Source organism: Streptomyces sp. SYP-A7185 (genome assembly GCF_046103685.1).
Taxonomy (GTDB): domain Bacteria; phylum Actinomycetota; class Actinomycetes; order Streptomycetales; family Streptomycetaceae; genus Streptomyces.
Map to the genome: position 1 here is coordinate 3,084,946 of NZ_CP122310.1, position 15,859 is coordinate 3,100,804.

Annotated in this window: 16 protein-coding genes; 9 read left to right on the forward strand and 7 right to left on the reverse strand. The window is 72.9% G+C overall.

What is annotated here, in order from left to right; translation table 11 throughout:
* Positions 1 to 61 precede the first annotated feature (61 nt).
* The 4 genes from QBL25_RS13590 to QBL25_RS13605 form a co-directional block, all read right to left on the reverse strand.
* Entirely contained in the window at positions 62 to 742 is a 681-nt protein-coding gene (locus QBL25_RS13590) for a response regulator (RefSeq protein WP_409057298.1), read from the reverse strand.
* Positions 739 to 1,977, reverse strand: a complete 1,239-nt coding sequence (locus tag QBL25_RS13595) for a sensor histidine kinase (RefSeq protein WP_409057299.1) — start codon at positions 1,975 to 1,977, stop codon at positions 739 to 741. The genes QBL25_RS13590 and QBL25_RS13595 overlap by 4 nt, the downstream gene beginning before the upstream one ends.
* Before the next feature lie 82 nt (positions 1,978 to 2,059).
* Complete coding sequence (gene pspAA / locus QBL25_RS13600; RefSeq protein ID WP_409057300.1) at positions 2,060 to 2,338, reverse strand: PspA-associated protein PspAA; 279 nt, start codon at positions 2,336 to 2,338, stop codon at positions 2,060 to 2,062.
* A 28-nt stretch (positions 2,339 to 2,366) separates the two neighbouring features.
* Positions 2,367 to 3,158: a PspA/IM30 family protein gene (locus tag QBL25_RS13605; RefSeq protein ID WP_397710843.1), complete on the reverse strand. Its 792-nt coding sequence runs from the start codon at positions 3,156 to 3,158 to the stop codon at positions 2,367 to 2,369.
* Positions 3,159 to 3,378: 220 nt separating this feature from the next.
* On the opposite strand from QBL25_RS13605, the gene QBL25_RS13610 reads away from it, so the two are divergent.
* The 3 genes from QBL25_RS13610 to QBL25_RS13620 all read left to right on the forward strand — a co-directional run bounded on the left by QBL25_RS13610 (position 3,379) and on the right by QBL25_RS13620 (position 6,023).
* A complete protein-coding gene (locus tag QBL25_RS13610) occupies positions 3,379 to 4,053 on the forward strand; it encodes a DUF3043 domain-containing protein (protein ID WP_409062633.1) in 675 nt (224 codons plus the stop codon).
* 74 nt (positions 4,054 to 4,127) lie between these two features.
* Positions 4,128 to 4,835, forward strand: a complete 708-nt coding sequence (locus tag QBL25_RS13615; RefSeq protein WP_409057301.1) for a class I SAM-dependent methyltransferase — start codon at positions 4,128 to 4,130, stop codon at positions 4,833 to 4,835.
* Positions 4,836 to 4,970: 135 nt separating this feature from the next.
* Positions 4,971 to 6,023: a S1C family serine protease gene (locus tag QBL25_RS13620; protein WP_409057302.1), complete on the forward strand. Its 1,053-nt coding sequence runs from the start codon at positions 4,971 to 4,973 to the stop codon at positions 6,021 to 6,023.
* 57 nt (positions 6,024 to 6,080) lie between these two features.
* Here the strand turns inward: QBL25_RS13620 and QBL25_RS13625 are convergent, their stop codons facing one another.
* Positions 6,081 to 6,305, reverse strand: coding sequence for a hypothetical protein (locus tag QBL25_RS13625; RefSeq protein ID WP_409057303.1), 225 nt, complete (start codon positions 6,303 to 6,305; stop codon positions 6,081 to 6,083).
* A 90-nt stretch (positions 6,306 to 6,395) separates the two neighbouring features.
* On the opposite strand from QBL25_RS13625, the gene QBL25_RS13630 reads away from it, so the two are divergent.
* On the forward strand, positions 6,396 to 7,595 hold the full coding sequence (locus tag QBL25_RS13630; RefSeq protein WP_409057304.1) for a bifunctional adenosylcobinamide kinase/adenosylcobinamide-phosphate guanylyltransferase: 1,200 nt from the start codon (positions 6,396 to 6,398) through the stop codon (positions 7,593 to 7,595).
* Positions 7,596 to 7,604: 9 nt separating this feature from the next.
* Here the strand turns inward: QBL25_RS13630 and QBL25_RS13635 are convergent, their stop codons facing one another.
* Positions 7,605 to 8,342, reverse strand: a complete 738-nt coding sequence (locus tag QBL25_RS13635; protein ID WP_409057305.1) for a class I SAM-dependent methyltransferase — start codon at positions 8,340 to 8,342, stop codon at positions 7,605 to 7,607.
* 215 nt (positions 8,343 to 8,557) lie between these two features.
* Here QBL25_RS13635 and cobT point away from each other — a divergent pair, with 215 nt between their 5' ends.
* Genes cobT through QBL25_RS13650 form a run of 3 tightly spaced genes read left to right on the forward strand, consistent with a single transcriptional unit; the run spans position 8,558 to position 12,291 of the window.
* Entirely contained in the window at positions 8,558 to 9,721 is a 1,164-nt protein-coding gene (cobT, locus tag QBL25_RS13640) for a nicotinate-nucleotide--dimethylbenzimidazole phosphoribosyltransferase (protein ID WP_409057306.1), read from the forward strand.
* A gap of 57 nt (positions 9,722 to 9,778) precedes the next feature.
* Positions 9,779 to 11,566 (forward strand): phosphatidylglycerol lysyltransferase domain-containing protein, encoded by a 1,788-nt coding sequence (locus QBL25_RS13645; protein ID WP_409057307.1) that lies wholly within the window; start codon positions 9,779 to 9,781, stop codon positions 11,564 to 11,566.
* Positions 11,563 to 12,291 (forward strand): hypothetical protein, encoded by a 729-nt coding sequence (locus QBL25_RS13650; RefSeq protein ID WP_409057308.1) that lies wholly within the window; start codon positions 11,563 to 11,565, stop codon positions 12,289 to 12,291. The genes QBL25_RS13645 and QBL25_RS13650 overlap by 4 nt, the downstream gene beginning before the upstream one ends.
* Here QBL25_RS13650 and QBL25_RS13655 read toward each other — a convergent pair.
* A complete protein-coding gene (locus QBL25_RS13655; protein WP_409057309.1) occupies positions 12,234 to 12,995 on the reverse strand; it encodes a hypothetical protein in 762 nt (253 codons plus the stop codon). The genes QBL25_RS13650 and QBL25_RS13655 overlap by 58 nt on opposite strands.
* Positions 12,996 to 13,242: 247 nt before the next feature.
* On the opposite strand from QBL25_RS13655, the gene QBL25_RS13660 reads away from it, so the two are divergent.
* Complete coding sequence (locus QBL25_RS13660) at positions 13,243 to 14,025, forward strand: adenosylcobinamide-GDP ribazoletransferase (protein WP_409057310.1); 783 nt, start codon at positions 13,243 to 13,245, stop codon at positions 14,023 to 14,025.
* A 188-nt stretch (positions 14,026 to 14,213) separates the two neighbouring features.
* Entirely contained in the window at positions 14,214 to 15,755 is a 1,542-nt protein-coding gene (locus QBL25_RS13665; RefSeq protein WP_409057311.1) for a leucyl aminopeptidase, read from the forward strand.
* The last annotated feature ends 104 nt before the right edge of the window (positions 15,756 to 15,859 follow it).

Below are 15,859 nucleotides of genomic sequence, written 5' to 3' on the forward strand. Positions count from 1 at the left end.
TCCCTCCGAGGACCCGTTCTTATGCGGCGCATACTGCGGGTGCAGTACGTCACGCCCGCCCTCACTCCACCCTTGGGCGTACCAGGCCCGATTCGTAGGCAATGACGACGAGTTGTGCCCGGTCACGGGCTCCCAGCTTCGCCATCGCACGGTTCACGTGCGTCTTCACGGTGAGCGGACTGACCTCGAGCCGCTCGGCGATCTCGTCGTTCGAGTGCCCGCCCGCGACCTGGACGAGGACCTCGCGCTCGCGCCCGGTCAGCGCGTCGAGCCGTTCGCCGCGCGCCCCGCCGTCGCCGTCCGAACCGTCGCCCTGCGCGAGGAACTTGGCGATCAGGCCCTTGGTGGCCGCCGGGGAGAGCAGGGCGTCACCGGCGGCGGCGATCCGGATCGCGCCGAGCAGTTCGTCCGGCTCCGCGCCCTTGCCGAGGAAGCCGGAGGCGCCGGCGCGCAGCGACTGCACCACGTACTCGTCGACCTCGAAGGTCGTCAGCATCACCACGCGTACGTGCGCCAGGTCGGGGTCGGCGCTGATCAGTCGGGTGGCGGCGAGGCCGTCCGTGCCGGGCATGCGGATGTCCATGAGGACGACGTCGGCGGCCCGGGTCCTGGCGAGCTCCACGGCCTCCGCGCCGTCCGAGGCCTCGGCGACGACCTCCATGTCGGGCTCGGAGTCGACGAGCACCTTGAACGCGCTGCGCAGCAAGGCCTGGTCGTCGGCGAGCAGCACCCGGATCGTCACGCGGTCCCTCCCTCTGCCGGGCTGACCGGCGTTGCCGTGACCGGCAGGATCGCATGGACGCGGAAACCGCCGCCGTAGCGGGGTCCCGCGGTGCAGCGGCCGTTCAGGGCGCTGACGCGCTCGCGCATGCCGAGCAGTCCGTGCCCGCCGCCGTCGCCGTCACCGCTCGGCTCCTTCTTCTCGCCGCCTCCGTCGTCCAGGATCGTGACCTCGGCGTTCGGCCCCACGCGGATGACGCTGACCTCGGCCTTGGCGCCCGCCCCCGCGTGCTTCTGCACGTTCGTGAGGGCCTCCTGGATGATGCGGTAGGCGGCCAGGTCGACCCCCGCCGGCAGGTCCGTCGCCGCGTCGTCGACGGTGACCTCCACGGGGAGGCCCGCGTGGCGGAACGTCTCGACGAGGTCGTCGAGACGGGCCAGGCCCGGCGCCGGTTCGGTGGGCGCCTCCGGGTCGCCGGTCTGCCGCAACAGGCCGACGGTGGCGCGCAGTTCGTTGAGCGCGGAGCGGCTGGCGTCGCGGACGTGCGAGAGGGCTTCCTTGGCCTGGTCGGGGCGTTTGTCCATGACGTGGGCGGCCACGCCCGCCTGGACGTTGACGAGGGCGATGTGGTGGGCGACCACGTCGTGCAGGTCGCGGGCGATGCGCAGCCGCTCCTCGGCGACGCGCCGCCGGGCCTCCTCCTCGCGGGTGCGCTCGGCGCGTTCGGCGCGCTCGCGTATGGCGTCCACGAAGGCGCGGCGGCTGCGGACGGCGTCACCGGCGGCCGAGGCCATGCCGGTCCAGGCGAAGATGCCGAGGTTCTCCTGGGCGTACCAGGGCAGGGGGCCCGCCAGCATCGCGACGCCGGTGAGGCCGGCCATGGTGATCAGGCCGACGCGCCAGGTGGTGGGGCGGTTGGTTCTGGCGGCGACGGTGTAGAGGGCGATGACCGCGCTCATCACGACGCTGCCGCGGTACTCGCCGGTGACCAGGTCGACGACGGTGAAGGCGCAGGTCGCCGCGAGCACGATCCAGGGGGCGCGGCGGCGGAAGACCAGGGCGGTGGCGCCGAGCAGCATCAGGACGAGGCTGAGCGCGCTCGGGGTGCGGGTGCCCCAGGTGGGGGCGCCGCCGTGTCCGTACGGCTCGGCGAACGAGCCGATGACCATGCACACGAGGACGGCCGCCGCGAGGGTGCCGTCCACAGCCAGGGGGTGCGCCTTGGCCCAGCAGCGGCCTCGCACGAGAGTGGTCACACCCCGAACGGTACGGGGCCCTGCGGGCTGCGGGAGCCGGTCCGACGTGCTCGTCCTCACGGGGCAGCGCCGGGGTCTTCGCCTAGCCCGGGATCAGGCCGTCGTCGCTCAGCATCTGGCGGACCTCGTCCAGGGTCGCGTCCTCGGCGGGCAGGATCAGCTCCGAGGGTTCCAGGGAGTCGTCCGGGAGGGGTTCGCCCAGCTCCCGGACCTTGCCCAGGAGCGCGGACAGCGTGCGGCGGAAGCCGGACTCGTCGCCGCTCTCCATCTCGGAGAGCAACTCGTCGTCCAGCTCGTTCAGTTCGGCGAAGTGGCTGTCCGCCAGCTTCACCTGCCCCTCCCCCATGATCCTTGCGATCATGTCGCCCTCCTCGGACGTGAGCGGTGGACTACTGCTTGTCGAAGCGCGGGGTGTCCTGCGGCTGCTGGGCCTGGGGCTGTCCCTGACCCGGCTCGATGGCCTGCTTCGACGTCGAGCCCCCGGCCAGCTCGGCCTTCATGCGCTGCAGTTCCAGCTCTACATCAGTACCACCGGAGAGGCGATCCAGCTCGGACTGGATGTCGTCCTTGGCGAGCCCGGAGGAGTCGTCGAGGGCCCCGGAGGCAAGGAGCTCGTCGATCGCGCCCGCCCGCGCCTGGAGCTGCGCGGTCTTGTCCTCGGCACGCTGGATCGCCATGCCCACGTCGCCCATCTCCTCGGAGATGCCGGAGAAGGCCTCGCCGATCCGGGTCTGCGCCTGGGCGGCGGTGTACGTGGCCTTGATCGTCTCCTTCTTCGTGCGGAAGGCGTCGACCTTGGCCTGGAGGCGCTGCGCCGCGAGGGTGAGCTTCTCCTCCTCGCCCTGGAGCGTCTGGTGCTGCGTCTCCAGGTCGGTCACCTGCTGCTGCAGGGCCGCCCGGCGCGACAGCGCCTCACGGGCGAGGTCCTCACGGCCGAGGGCGAGGGCCTTGCGGCCCTGGTCCTCCAGGGTGGAGGACTGCTTCTGGAGCTGGGTCAGCTGCAATTCCAGGCGCTTGCGCGAGGTCGCCACGTCGGCGACACCGCGGCGCACCTTCTGGAGCAGCTCCAGCTGCTTCTGGTACGAGTAATCGAGGGTTTCGCGCGGGTCCTCGGCCCGGTCAAGGGCCTTGTTCGCCTTCGCGCGGAAGATCATCCCCATACGCTTCATGACACCGCTCATGGGCTTCGCGCGCCCCCTTCTGACGGACTTCCAGCTCCAGGTACTGCAACAGAACCCACAGTACGGGCCCTGCATCCATTACCGCACTGTTCGCGTGCGGATGCGCTCATCCCCAAGGACGACTGTGTCCGGCCGGGCTCAGGCGTAGGGAGTAGGTGCACCCCCGGGAACCGCCCGAAAACCGCTTGTAAACCACACGGAACGTCCCCTTAGCCACACAATCAAGACGCCCGGTGTTGCCGGATCGTTCCCCGTCGGGCTGGGGCCCACACGTCCGCACCCCGTACCCTTGGGTTTTGTGTTCCGTAGCCGATCCAAGGACGAGAAGGCCCCGGCGAGCAACGCCCCGGTGACCGACTCCCAGCAGCCCCGTGACCCGCAGGCCCCCAAGGGCCGCCCCACGCCCAAGCGCAGTGAGGCCCAGACCCAGCGCCGCAGCGTGGCCAACACGCCCGTGACGCGCAAGGAGGCGGCGAAGCGGCAGCGCGACGAACGCCGCGCCCAGATGGACAAGCAGCGCCAGGCACTCGCCAGCGGTGACGAGCGCTATCTGCCCGCCCGCGACAAGGGCCCCGTGCGCAAGTTCGCGCGTGACTTCGTCGACTCGCGGTTCTGCATCGCGGAGTTCTTCCTGCCGCTGGCCGTGATCATCCTCGTACTGAGCATGGTCCGGATCCCGCAGCTCCAGAACATCGCGCTGCTGCTCTGGCTCTTCGTGATCGTCCTGATCATCGTGGACTCGGTGACGACGGCGTTCCGGCTGAAGAAGCGCCTGAACGAGCGCTTCCCGGACCAGAGCAAGAAGGGCGCCGTCGCGTACGCCCTGATGCGCACGCTCCAGATGCGCCGTCTGCGGCTGCCGAAGCCCCAGGTCAAGCGCGGAGAGCGGCCCTGAGCGGATTCGCCGGCGGGGCCGCCGCGTGGCTGGAGAAGCTCGGCGGCCTGCGTAACGCCGTACGCCAGGAGCTGGTGACCCGGCAGCTCGACGAGCAGATAGCCGGGCGCTTCCCCGTGGGGCAGCGGCTGCGGGTGCTCGACGTGGGCATGGGGCAGGGCACGCAGGCGCTGCGGCTCGCCCGTGCCGGGCACAAGGTCACGGGCGTCGAGCAGGACTCCGCGATGGTGGCCGCGGCCCGGACCGCGCTGAGCGCCGAGCCCGAAGGGATCCAGGGCCGGGTGCGGATCGTCGAGGGCGACGGGCGCGAGACCGGGGTGCATTTCCTGCCGGGCAGCTTCGACGTCGTGCTGTGCCACGGCGTCCTGATGTACGTCGAGGAGCCGGACGCGCTGCTCGCGGGCCTGGCCCGGATGCTGGCCCCCGGCGGGCTGCTCTCCCTTCTCGTGCGCAACGCGGACGCGCTGGCCATGCGGCCGGGGCTCGCCGGTGACTGGGCGGGGGCGATGGCCGCCTTCGACTCGACCGTCTACCGCAACCGGATCGGCCTGGAGGCGCGGGCGGACCGGCTCTCGGCGGTGACCGCCTCGCTCGCGGGGATCGCGGCGCCGCTGCACGCCTGGTACGGCGTGCGGGTCTTCACCGACGGGGCGGCGGACGACGCGGCCGTGCCGGAGGACGCGGAGCTTTCGGCGCTGCTCGCGGCCGAGGAGCGGGCGGGGCGGACCGACCCGTACCGCCGGGTCGCGGCCCTGCTGCACGTCTGCGGCGTGCGGGACTGACGAGGCCGCCGCCCCGCGGCGGACGTCTCCCGCCCACTCGACCACCCTGCGGCGGAGTAGCCGTGGGTGGCCCGAACGCCCTGATCGGCCCCCTAATTCAGGGCGACATACAGGGGCGAACGGGACACTCGGGGCATGAATGTCTCGCGCACCCGTAACGCCACCGCCGTCGTAGTCGTCGCCGCCGGGCTTCTTCTGAGCGGCTGTTCGAGCTCCGGCTCCGGGAACTCCGGTGAGTCCACCACCCAGGCCGCGCCCATGGCCGAGGGCGACCTTCAGGACGACTACCAGAAGGTGATCGAGAACGTCCTGCCGTCGGTCGTGCAGATCGACGCCTCCGACAGTCTCGGCTCCGGCGTCGTCTACGACGACAAGGGCCACATCGTCACCAACGCCCACGTCGTGGGCAAGGAGCGGACCTTCAAGGTCACGACGGCCACCGGCGAGCAGGCCCTCACCGCCGAGCTCGTCAGCTCCTACCCCGAGCAGGATCTCGCCGTCATCAAGCTCGACGATCCGCCGAGCGGGCTCAAGGCCGCCGAGTTCGGGGACTCCACGAAGGCGAAGGTCGGGCAGATCGTGCTCGCCATGGGCTCGCCGCTCGGCCTGTCCTCCAGCGTCACGCAGGGGATCGTCTCGGCCACCGGCAGGACCGTCAGCGAGCCCCGTTCGGAGGGCTCGGCCGGGGCCACCATCGCGAACATGCTCCAGACGTCCGCCGCGATCAACCCGGGCAACAGCGGCGGCGCCCTGGTCAACCTCGACAGCGAGGTCATCGGCATCCCGACGCTCGCCGCCACCGACCCGCAGATGGGCGACGGCGCGGCGCCCGGCATCGGGTTCGCGATCCCGTCCTCGATGGTGAAGACCGTCGTCGACCAGATCATCAAGGACGGCGAGGTCACCGACTCGGGCCGGGCCGCGCTCGGCATCACCGGACGCACGGTCCTGGGCGACGACTACAAGCCCGCGGGCGTCGCCGTCGCCGACACGCAGAAGGACGGGGCGGCGGCCAAGGCGGGCATCGAGGCCGGCGACATCATCACCAAGCTGGGCGACACCGGGATCACCACGATCACCTCGCTCTCCGAGGCGCTCGCCGGCGAGAAGCCCGGCGACAAGACCGAGGTGACGTACACCCGGCAGGGCGCCGACAAGACCGTCGACGTCACGCTGGGCGAGATGTGAGGTAGAGACGCGCGCAGGGGCGCCCGCTTCGAGCGGGCGCCCCTGCGCGTTCAGGCGTCACTCAGCCTGCGCCGCTTCCTCCGCGTGCAGACTCATCGGCCCATAGATCTTGTTCGCGTCCTCGAAGAGCGACACCTGGTCGGCGCCGCCGTCCGCGAGCTCTTTCCAGTACTCGCCGACCCACGACTCCGCGTCCCCCTGAGTCGTGAACTCCTCGGGCGTCAGAGCGGGCTGGACCTCCGTCCCGTCCGCCTTCTCGAACCGCCACGTCCATGCCGCCATGCCAGCCTCCCGATGGTCCGACAGCTGTGTGAAGCCGCTTGAAGCCTAGCCGGGCGAGCGGCGCTCGCGGTGACGCGGGAGGATCTTCTCGTGGAACTGACTCTGCTCGGCACCGGTGCCCCCGAAGGCCTGCCCCGTCCCGGCTGCCCCTGCGCGGCCTGCGCGACCGCGCTCGGCGGCGCCGCGCGGGCCGCCACCGCGGTCCTGGTGGACGGCGTCCTGCTGCTCGACCTCACCCCTGGCGCGGCCTTCGCGGCCGCCCGCTCCGGGCACTCGCTCGGCGGTGTGCGCCAGGTGCTGCTCTCCCATCCGCACGACGGCCCCTCGGTGGAGGTGCCGGCCGGTCTGCCGCAGCCGGGCCGGGTGCCCGACGGCCGGGAGCTCGCGCTGCTGACCGGGCACCGGGTGCGCGCGGTGGCGATGGACCACCCGGGCACGGGGTACGAGGTGGCAGGACCCGACGGCGAGCGGCTCCTGTATCTGCCGCCGGGCGGCGCGCCCGCCGGGCTGCCGGACGAGCAACCCGCGTACGAGATGGTCCTCGCCGATGTCGTGGGGCGCCCCGACGCGCTGGCGCGGCTGCGGGCCACCGGGGCCATCGGGCCGACCACGGACGTGGTCGCCCTCCACCTGGGGCACGAGGTGCCGCCGGGCGCGGAGCTGGCCCGTAGGCTGGCGGCCGCCGGTGCGCGGGCCGTGCCGGACGGGACGACGCTGGTGGTCGGCGCCTACGAGGACGTACCGGACGTGCCGCGCCGGACCCTGGTCATCGGCGGCGCCCGGTCGGGGAAGTCCGTGGAGGCCGAGCGCCGCCTGGAGGCCTTCCCCGAGGTGCTGTACGTGGCCACGGGCGGGACCAGGAACGGCGACTCCGAGTGGGCGGACCGGGTCAGCGCCCACCGGGAGCGGCGGCCGGGGTCCTGGAGCACCGCCGAGACCTGCGACCTCGTGCCGCTGCTCGCCGAGCACGGGCCCCCGCTGCTCATCGACTGCCTGTCGCTGTGGCTGACGTACGCCATGGACGAGGTGAACGCGTGGGACGACGACGAGTGGGCGGGCGGCGGCGAGCGCGCGCTGCGCAAGCGGGTCGCGGAGCTCACGGACGCCGTGCGCGCGACGCGCCGGACGGTCGTGGCCGTGTCGAACGAGGTCGGCTCGGGCATCGTCCCTGCGACCGCCTCGGGCCGCCGCTACCGCGACGAGCTGGGGCGGCTGAACGCGGCGTTCGCCTCGGAGTGCGAGCACGTCCTGCTGGTCGTGGCGGGGCAGGCGCTCGGCCTGCGCGGCTGACCCGGCCGCTCAGGCGTCCGGGTTGCGGCGGGCGATGACCCGGTAGGCGTTGGCGAACCGGGTGCGGCTGACCAGCGGGGCCAGGGCGCGGTCGGCCAGGGCGGCGGCGGCGAGCAGCGGCACCGCGACGCGGGCCGCGGCCCGGACGCGGCCGAGGACGACGGCGAGCCCCGCGGCCAGGTCGAACGGGACGTGCGGCTCGCGCAGATCGGTGGCCACGACGGAGTAGCCGAGGCTTTCGAGCTCGCGGCGGAGGTCGGCGAGCGGGATGCGGTGGTAGGGCTCGGGCCTGATCCATCCCTTGTCCAGGATCCTGGCGTACCGGCTGTGCGGGACGGGGACCTCGATCATCAGATGGCCGCCCGGCCGCAACACCGTGCGGGCGGCGATGAGTTCGATGCGCGGGTCGGCGCTGCGCTCCAGGTAGTGGAACATGCTCAGCGCGTCGTAGCGCCCGGCGAGCTTCGGCGCCAGGTCGGCGAGCAGCCCCCGGTGGGCCTCCTCCACACGGCCCGCCCTGCGCCCTTCGTCCACGCGCGCGGTGCGGTCCAGGCCGTCGAAGGCGGTGTACGGGTGCACCTGCCGCGCCACGGCGGGGAAGTGGCCGTGCCCGGTGTCGACGTCCAGCCAGCTCTCGGGTTCGGCGAAGCGGCCCAGCGCGCGGGCCCGGGCCCGGTGACGGCGGGTGGCGCCGGGGACGGCGAAGATCTTCTCGGCCTGTGCGGCGGCGGCCTGTGCGGCGTCCATGGGCGTGGCGGGCTCCTTCGTCGGGCGGCGCGGACGGTGCGCATGCGCGGGGCACGGCATGGCACGACAACCCAGCCCAAACGGTACGTAATGGATCATCGCCACCGGCGCAGCGACACCGTGGAGCGGGTGCGTTCCGTGCTCCCGCCGGTGCGGGGGCGCCCGCTGCCGGGCCGTTCGAGTCGCGTACGGGTGCTGCCGGTACTGTTCGGCGAATGAGCTCGCTGAATCTCGACGACTTCACCGACCTGATCGAGCGGCCCGACGGCGGGATCCGCCGCGACGCCGAGGAGCGCAGGGCACGGCAGGGCGTGCCGCCCGGGGCGCTCGGCCGCCTGGACGAACTCGGCGAGTGGCTGTCCGCGGCGCAGTCCTCGGTGCCGGTCAAGCCGATCGAGCGGCCGCGCGTGATCCTCTTCGCGGGCGACCACGGCGTCGCCGGTCTCGACGTGTCCGCGCGGCCCGCGGGCAGCGCCGCCGACCTCGTCCGTGCCGTGCTCTCCGGCGCGAGCCCCGTCTCCGTCCTGGCCCGCCGCCTCGACGTGCCCGTCCGGGTCGTCGACATGGCCCTGGACTGCGACCCCGCCGAGCTGCCCGCCGAGGTGGCGGGGCACCGGGTGCGGCGCGGCTCGGGGCGCGTGGACATCGAGGACGCGCTGACGGCCGATGAGGCCGAGGCGGCGGTGCGGGCCGGGATGGCCGTCGCCGACGAGGAGGCGGACTCCGGGACCGACCTGGTGGTGCTCGGCGACGTGAGCGTGGGCGGGACGACGCCCGCGGCGGCGCTGGTCGCCGCGCTGTGCGGGACCGACGCGTCCGTGGTGACCGGGCGGGGCGGCGCGCCGATCGACGACCTCGCGTGGATGCGCAAGTGCGCGGCGGTGCGGGACGCGCTGCGCCGGGCGCGGCCCGTGCTCGGGGACCAGCTGGAGCTGCTCGCGGCGGTGGGCGGCGCGGACATCGCCGCCATGACCGGATTCCTCTTGCAGTGCGCGGTGCGGCGTACGCCGGTCGTCCTGGACGGCGTGGTGGCGTCGGCGGCGGCGCTGGTGGCCCAGCGGGTCGCCTTCCGGGCGCCGGACTGGTGGCTCGCGGGGCACAGCAGCGGGGAGCCGGCGCAGGCCAAGGCCCTGGACCGGATGGCGCTGGACCCCGTGCTCGAACAGGGCGTGCAGGTCGGCGAGGGCGTGGGCGCGCTGCTCGCGCTGCCGCTGGTGCGGGCCGCGGCGGCGCTCCTCGCCGAGCTGCCCGAGCGCGAGCCCGAGCCGGAACCGCAGGCCGAGCCCGAGCCGGAGCCGGCGGCCGGGAGCGCGACGGGGGCCGCGCCCGGGGCGGGCTCCGGGATCCCGGCCAGGGCAGGGGACCCCGAAGTCGAGTAGGCGGCGCGTCCGCGCGCACCCGATGACGGCCCGGCACGACCCATATGATCCCTTTTCATGGGAGATGAGCAATCTGCTGCCGGGCGCCGTCGGCGTCTCGCCGCGGCCTTCAGCGTCTGGTACCTCCGCGCGGTCACCTTCATCAACTTCCTGAGCGCGGTCTGGGTCTCCCTGGGACAGGATCTGCGGCGGCACAACACCGAGAACTACTTCACGCCGTACCTGCTCACCGCGGGCTTCGCCTCCGGCGCGTTCACGATGTTCCTGGCGATCACGATGCGCCGCCGCAAACGCGCCGCCTGGATCCTCAACCTCGTGCTCAGCGGGCTCTTCCTGCTGCTCTTCGCGTTCGCGATGATCTTCCCGGAGATCAGGCGGTACGCGCAGAACTGGATCTCCCTCGCCCTGACCGCGGCCTTCGTCACCGCGCTGATCGTCGGGCGGCGGGAGTTCTACGCCAAGGGCGACCGCTCCAATCCGAAGCTCGCCGCGGCCGTCGCCGCCGGCGGGCTCCTGGTGACCTCGCTGATCGCCGCGCTCCTGGTCACCGTCACCAACCGCGCGCACGACGAATACCGTTCGACCTTCCTCGACCGCTGGCGCTACGGCACGATGCGCCTGGTCTCGCTGGCCGCCGACGACCGGCGCTTCGAAGGCATCACCACGCCGGGCTGGGTCAACGTCACCATCAACGTGCTCAGCACCCTGCTCCTCCTGGCCGTCCTGTACGCCGCGTTCCGCTCGCGCAAGGCGGTCGACCCGCTCACCGAGGACGACGAGCGCAGGCTGCACGAACTGCTCGACAAGTACGGCGAACGCGACTCTCTCGGCTACTTCGCGCTGCGCCGCGAGAAGAGCGCCGTGTGGTCGCCGAGCGGCAAGGCCGCGGTCGTCTACCGGGTGATCGGAGGGGTCTCGCTGGCCTCCGGCGACCCCATCGGGGATCCGGAGGCCTGGCCAGGCGCCATCGAGCCCTGGCTCGCCGACGCCCGCGAGCACGGCTGGCTCCCCGCGGTGATGGGCGCGAGCGAGGAGGCGGGCACGATCTACGCCCGGCACGGCCTCGACGCGCTCGAACTGGGCGACGAAGCCATCGTCGAGACCGGTGAGTTCACCCTGGAGGGCCGGGCCATGCGGACGGTCCGTCAGGCGTACAACCGGGTCAAGCGGGCCGGGTACGAGGTGCGGATCCGGCGCCACGAGGACATCCCGGCCGACGAGATGGCGGTCTTGCTCCAGCGCGCCGACGACTGGCGGGACGGGGCCACCGAGCGCGGTTTCTCGATGGCGCTCGGGCGGCTCGGCGACCCGGTCGACGGGCGGTGCGTGATGCTCGAATGCACCGACGGCGAGGGCCGGTTGAAGGCGCTGCTCTCCTTCGTCCCGTGGGGCCCGCACGGGCTCTCCCTGGATCTGATGCGGCGTGACCGCGACTCCGAGAACGGCCTGATGGAGTTCATGGTCATCGAACTGCTCCAGCGGGCCGCCGAGATCAAGATCACTCAGGTCTCGCTCAACTTCGCGATGTTCCGTTCGGTCTTCGAACGTGGCTCGCGGCTCGGCGCGGGCCCGGTCCTGCGGCTGTGGCGCTCCCTGCTCACCTTCTTCTCGCGGTGGTGGCAGATCGAGTCGCTGTACCGCGCCAACGCGAAGTACCGCCCGATCTGGGAGCCCCGCTTCCTGCTCTTCGAGAAGAGCGGCGACCTGCCGCGCATCGGCATCGCGTCGGCCCGCGCGGAGGGCTTCCTGGAAGCGCCGGGCCTGCCCCGAGGGTCCCTCCCCGTTCGAGCGAAGCCGAGAACATGGGGGCGGCTGCACCGCAAGCATCTGGAGTCCCGAAGATGAGCACCCCGGCCCCGGCCCGTCCGGCCGCCCCGGCCCGCATCGCCCGGCTGGCCCGCCGCGAGTGGGGGCCGCTGTACGCCGCCGTGCGCGACGGCATCGCCGAGCGGGGGTGGCGGGCGGCGCCCCTGACGCTGGTCGCCGTCTGCCTCACCGCCCTGTGCCAGTTCACGCAGAACCAGCCCTGGGGCTATCAGTTCGTGCAGAACATCGGTTCCGTACGGGCCGAGGAACCGCTCTGGCTCGCCCTCCTGCGCACCCCGCTGTCGCTCTTCGTGCCCGCGCTCGACCTGCCGGTGTGGGGTGCGCTCGCGCAGATCCTGCTGGTGTTCGGCATCGCGGAGATCTCCGTGGGCCGGTGGCGCACGCTCGTCGTCGGCTACGCGGCCACCCTCGCGGGCACGCTGTACGCGCGCGTGGGCATCGCCTGGGGTCCCGGCACCCCGCTGGGGCTGCCCGCCTCGGACGCGCAGGTCGTGGACACCGGGCCGTCCGCCGCGGTGGTCGGGCTGGCGGTCTACGTGTGCTGGCGCCACCGGGCCTGGGTCACGGCGGGTCTGGTGATCGCCGTGATGGTCGTCGAGGTGCTCGTCAAGAACAACCTCGCGGGCAAGGAGCACCTGGCCGCGATCGTGGCGGTCCTGGTGCTGTGCGGCGGCGCGGAGCTGCTTCAGCGGCGCGGCGGGCGGACCGGCTCCGGGTCAGGCTTGCCGCCGATGAGGTCCTGAAGTTTGCGGCGGGGGCCCGCCCAGCGGCGGTCGTGGTGGAAGGCGCGCAGGCCCGAACGGGCGCGGGCGCGGTGCCGGTTGCGGTAGAAGCGCCGGGCCCAGGCCGAGCCGGGGCGGGCGAGGCGGATGGCGCCCACCATCGCGACCAGGGGGACCACCATGCCGATCAGGGCGGTCCGCAGCTTGCCCTTGGCCAGGGCGACCAGGGCGAAGCAGCAGTTGACGGCGACGTTCAGGGCGAGGCCCGCGCGGTTGCTCCGCTCCTCGGGCGTCAGGTCGTTCACGCCGAACGGGGTGAAGCCGGTGAGGACGAGGACGACCAGGGCCGCGGTCAGCATCACGACCTCGACGCTCTTGCGGCCCTGCTCGCTCCAGTAGACGTCGTCGAGGTAGAGGATCAGCGCGAACTCGTCGAGCACGAGACCGGCGCCGATGCCGAAGATGACGGCCGCGAGCATCGAGGCGAGGCTGTGCCGGCCGGCCGCGACCGCCCAGAATCCCCCCACGAGCATGAGGAAGATGCCGGGGACCACGTGGTGGATGTGCACGTCTCCCGAGCTGATGTTCCGGAAGGGCCCCTTGCCCGCGCGGATGAGGCGCGTGATGGTCCTCGTGACGAGGAAGCAGCCGACGAAGGAGAGCAGGGCGAGGAGGAGCGGGAGCTTCCCCGGCTCCACGATGTTCCGGTACCACCAGTCGCCCATGGAGCCATCCTCGGCCGGGGACCTGACGACCGCATTTCGCCACGGACACGCGGACCTGCCCGCGCGTCCGCGGGCGCCGCGGCTCCCCCTGCCCGCGCCCACCCGCCGGGGCGCCCGGCGGGTGGCGCTGACGGGCGCCCGGTTCTCGCTTCGAGGCGGCTGGCCGTAGGCGCTGGGACTCGGCTGGCCGCGGGCTGTCCTGTCTGCTGTCGGTCGGCCGGAAATCCGGGCCAGGTAGCCTGCCGCGGTGTCTCGAACCTCCCTCGCCGACGGGCTCCGTTTCGCCTTCGGCACCCTCACCGCGCTTCCGGTCCGCCTCACCAAGTGGGACCGGGACGCCGCCCGCGCCGGCATGCTCTGCGCCCCCCTGGCCGGTCTGGTGGTCGGGCTCTGCGCCGCCGCGCTCGGCAGCGCGCTGCTGGCCCTGGGAGCGGGCCCGCTCCTCGCCGCCACGGCGACCGCCGCGGTCCCCGCGGCGCTCACCCGGGGACTCCACCTCGACGGTCTCGCCGACACCGCCGACGGTCTCGGCAGCGCCAAACCCGCCGAGCAGGCGCTCCAGATCATGAAGCAGTCCGACGTCGGCCCCTTCGGCGTCATCACGCTGCTCTTCGTCCTGCTCGCCCAAGTGGCCGTCCTCTTCCAGCTCTACGAGACCTCGTGGACCCGGGGCGCGCTCGCCGCGGCCGTCTCGGCGGCCGCGGCCCGCCTCGCCCTCACCCTGGCCGCCCGCAGCGGCGTCCCCGCGGCCCGCCCCGAGGGGCTCGGCGCGGCGGTGGCAGGAACGGTTCCCCGGCCCGCGGCCCTGCTCGCCGCGGGCCTGGTCACCGCCCTGGCCGCGCTGGCCGCCACGCCCTTCGGGGCGTACGAGGCAGTGCGGTGCGCGGCAGCCGTCGTCCTCGCCCTCTGCACCGCCGAGCTGCTCCTGCGCCACTGCGTCCGCCGCTTCGGCGGCATCACCGGCGATGTCTTCGGCGCGCTCGCCGAGACCGCGGCCACGACCGCCCTGGTCGTCCTCGCCCTCGGCTGAATCACGGATGCTTCCGCCGAAACATGAAAGCGTCGACACGAACGGATGAATCTGCGCCGACACGATCGAATGGGCGCGACGCGCGTAGGCTCATGTTCGGTGCCTTTCCGGCCCGTTCTAGGCTGGCGCCGGGCGGGCCGACCCACCCCATCGGCCAAGGAACTCAACGGAAGCGAGAATTCACCACCGTGACTGCTCTGACTCTCAGCACCGCCGCCGCGTCCGGTCTCCGTGCCGACGCGATCGTCGTCGGCGTGGCGAAGGGCGCTAAGGGCCCGGTCGTCGCCCCGGGCGCCGAGGCCGTGGACAAGGCGTACGACGGCAAGCTCGCGTCCGTCCTGGAGACCCTCGGCGCCTCCGGCGGCGAGGGCGAAGTGACCAAGCTGCCCGCACCGTCCGGCTTCAAGGCGCCGGTCGTCCTCGCGGTCGGCCTCGGCGCGGTGCCGGAGAAGGACGAGACGTACGGCACCGACGCCCTGCGCCGCGCCGCCGGCAGCGCCGCGCGCGCCCTGTTCGGCTCGAAGAAGGCCGCCTTCGCGCTGCCCGCCGAGGACGCCGAGGACATCGGCGCGATCGCCGAGGGCGCGCTGCTCGGCGCGTACTCCTTCGACGCGTACAAGGAAAATGGTTCCGCCACGGGCAAGAGCGGCAAGGGCGGCAAGGACGCCAAGGGCCCCCTCGCCGAGATCGCCCTGCTCGGCGGCAAGGCCCGCGACAAGGCCTACAAGGCCGCCGTCGAGCGCGCCACCGCCGTGTCCGAGGAGCTCAACCGCGCCCGCGACCTGATCAACACCCCGCCGAACGACCTGAACCCCGAGGCCTTCGCCGCGGTCGCGACCGCGGCCGCCAAGGAGCACGGGATCAAGGTCCAGGTCCTGGACGAGAAGGCGCTCGCCAAGGGCGGCTTCGGCGGCATCCTCGGCGTCGGCGTCGGCTCCGAGGCCCCGCCGCGCCTGGTGAAGCTCTCGTACACGTCGTCCAAGGCGAAGAAGCACCTCGCCTTCGTCGGCAAGGGCATCACGTACGACTCGGGCGGCATCTCGCTGAAGCCGGCCGGTCACAACGAGACCATGAAGTGCGACATGGCCGGTGCCGCCGCCGTCTTCGCGGCCGTCGTCTCCGCCGCGCGCCTGGGCCTCGAGGTGAACGTCACCGGCTGGCTGGCGCTCGCCGAAAACATGCCGTCGGGCTCCGCGACCCGCCCCGGCGACGTCCTGCGGATGTACAGCGGCAAGACCGTCGAGGTCCTGAACACGGACGCCGAGGGCCGTCTGGTCCTGGCCGACGCGATCGCCAAGGCCTCCGAGGACACCCCCGACGCGATCGTCGACGTGGCCACGCTGACCGGCGCGATGATGATGGCGCTCGGCAGCCGCACCTTCGGCATCATGGCCAACGACGACGCGTTCCGTGCCGCGATCCACGACGCGTCCGAGGAAGCGGGCGAGCCCTCCTGGCCGATGCCGCTGCCCGAGCACCTGCGCAAGGGCATGGACTCCCCCACCGCCGACATCGCCAACATGGGCGAGCGCATGGGCGGCGGTCTGGTGGCCGGTCTCTTCCTCCAGGAGTTCGTCGGCGAGGGCATCACCTGGGCGCACCTGGACATCGCGGGCCCGGCCTTCAACGAGGGCGGCCCCTTCGGTTACACGCCCAAGGGCGGCACCGGTACCGCGGTCCGCACCCTGGTCCGCCTCGCCGAGCGCACGGCCGCGGGCGACCTCGGCTGACCTGCCGGTCCGTCGTTCGCGGGCAGGGGCCCGGACATCCAGATGTCCGGGCCCCTGCCGATTTCGCCCTCGACGAAATCCGTACGTTCATACGCCTGAGCAAC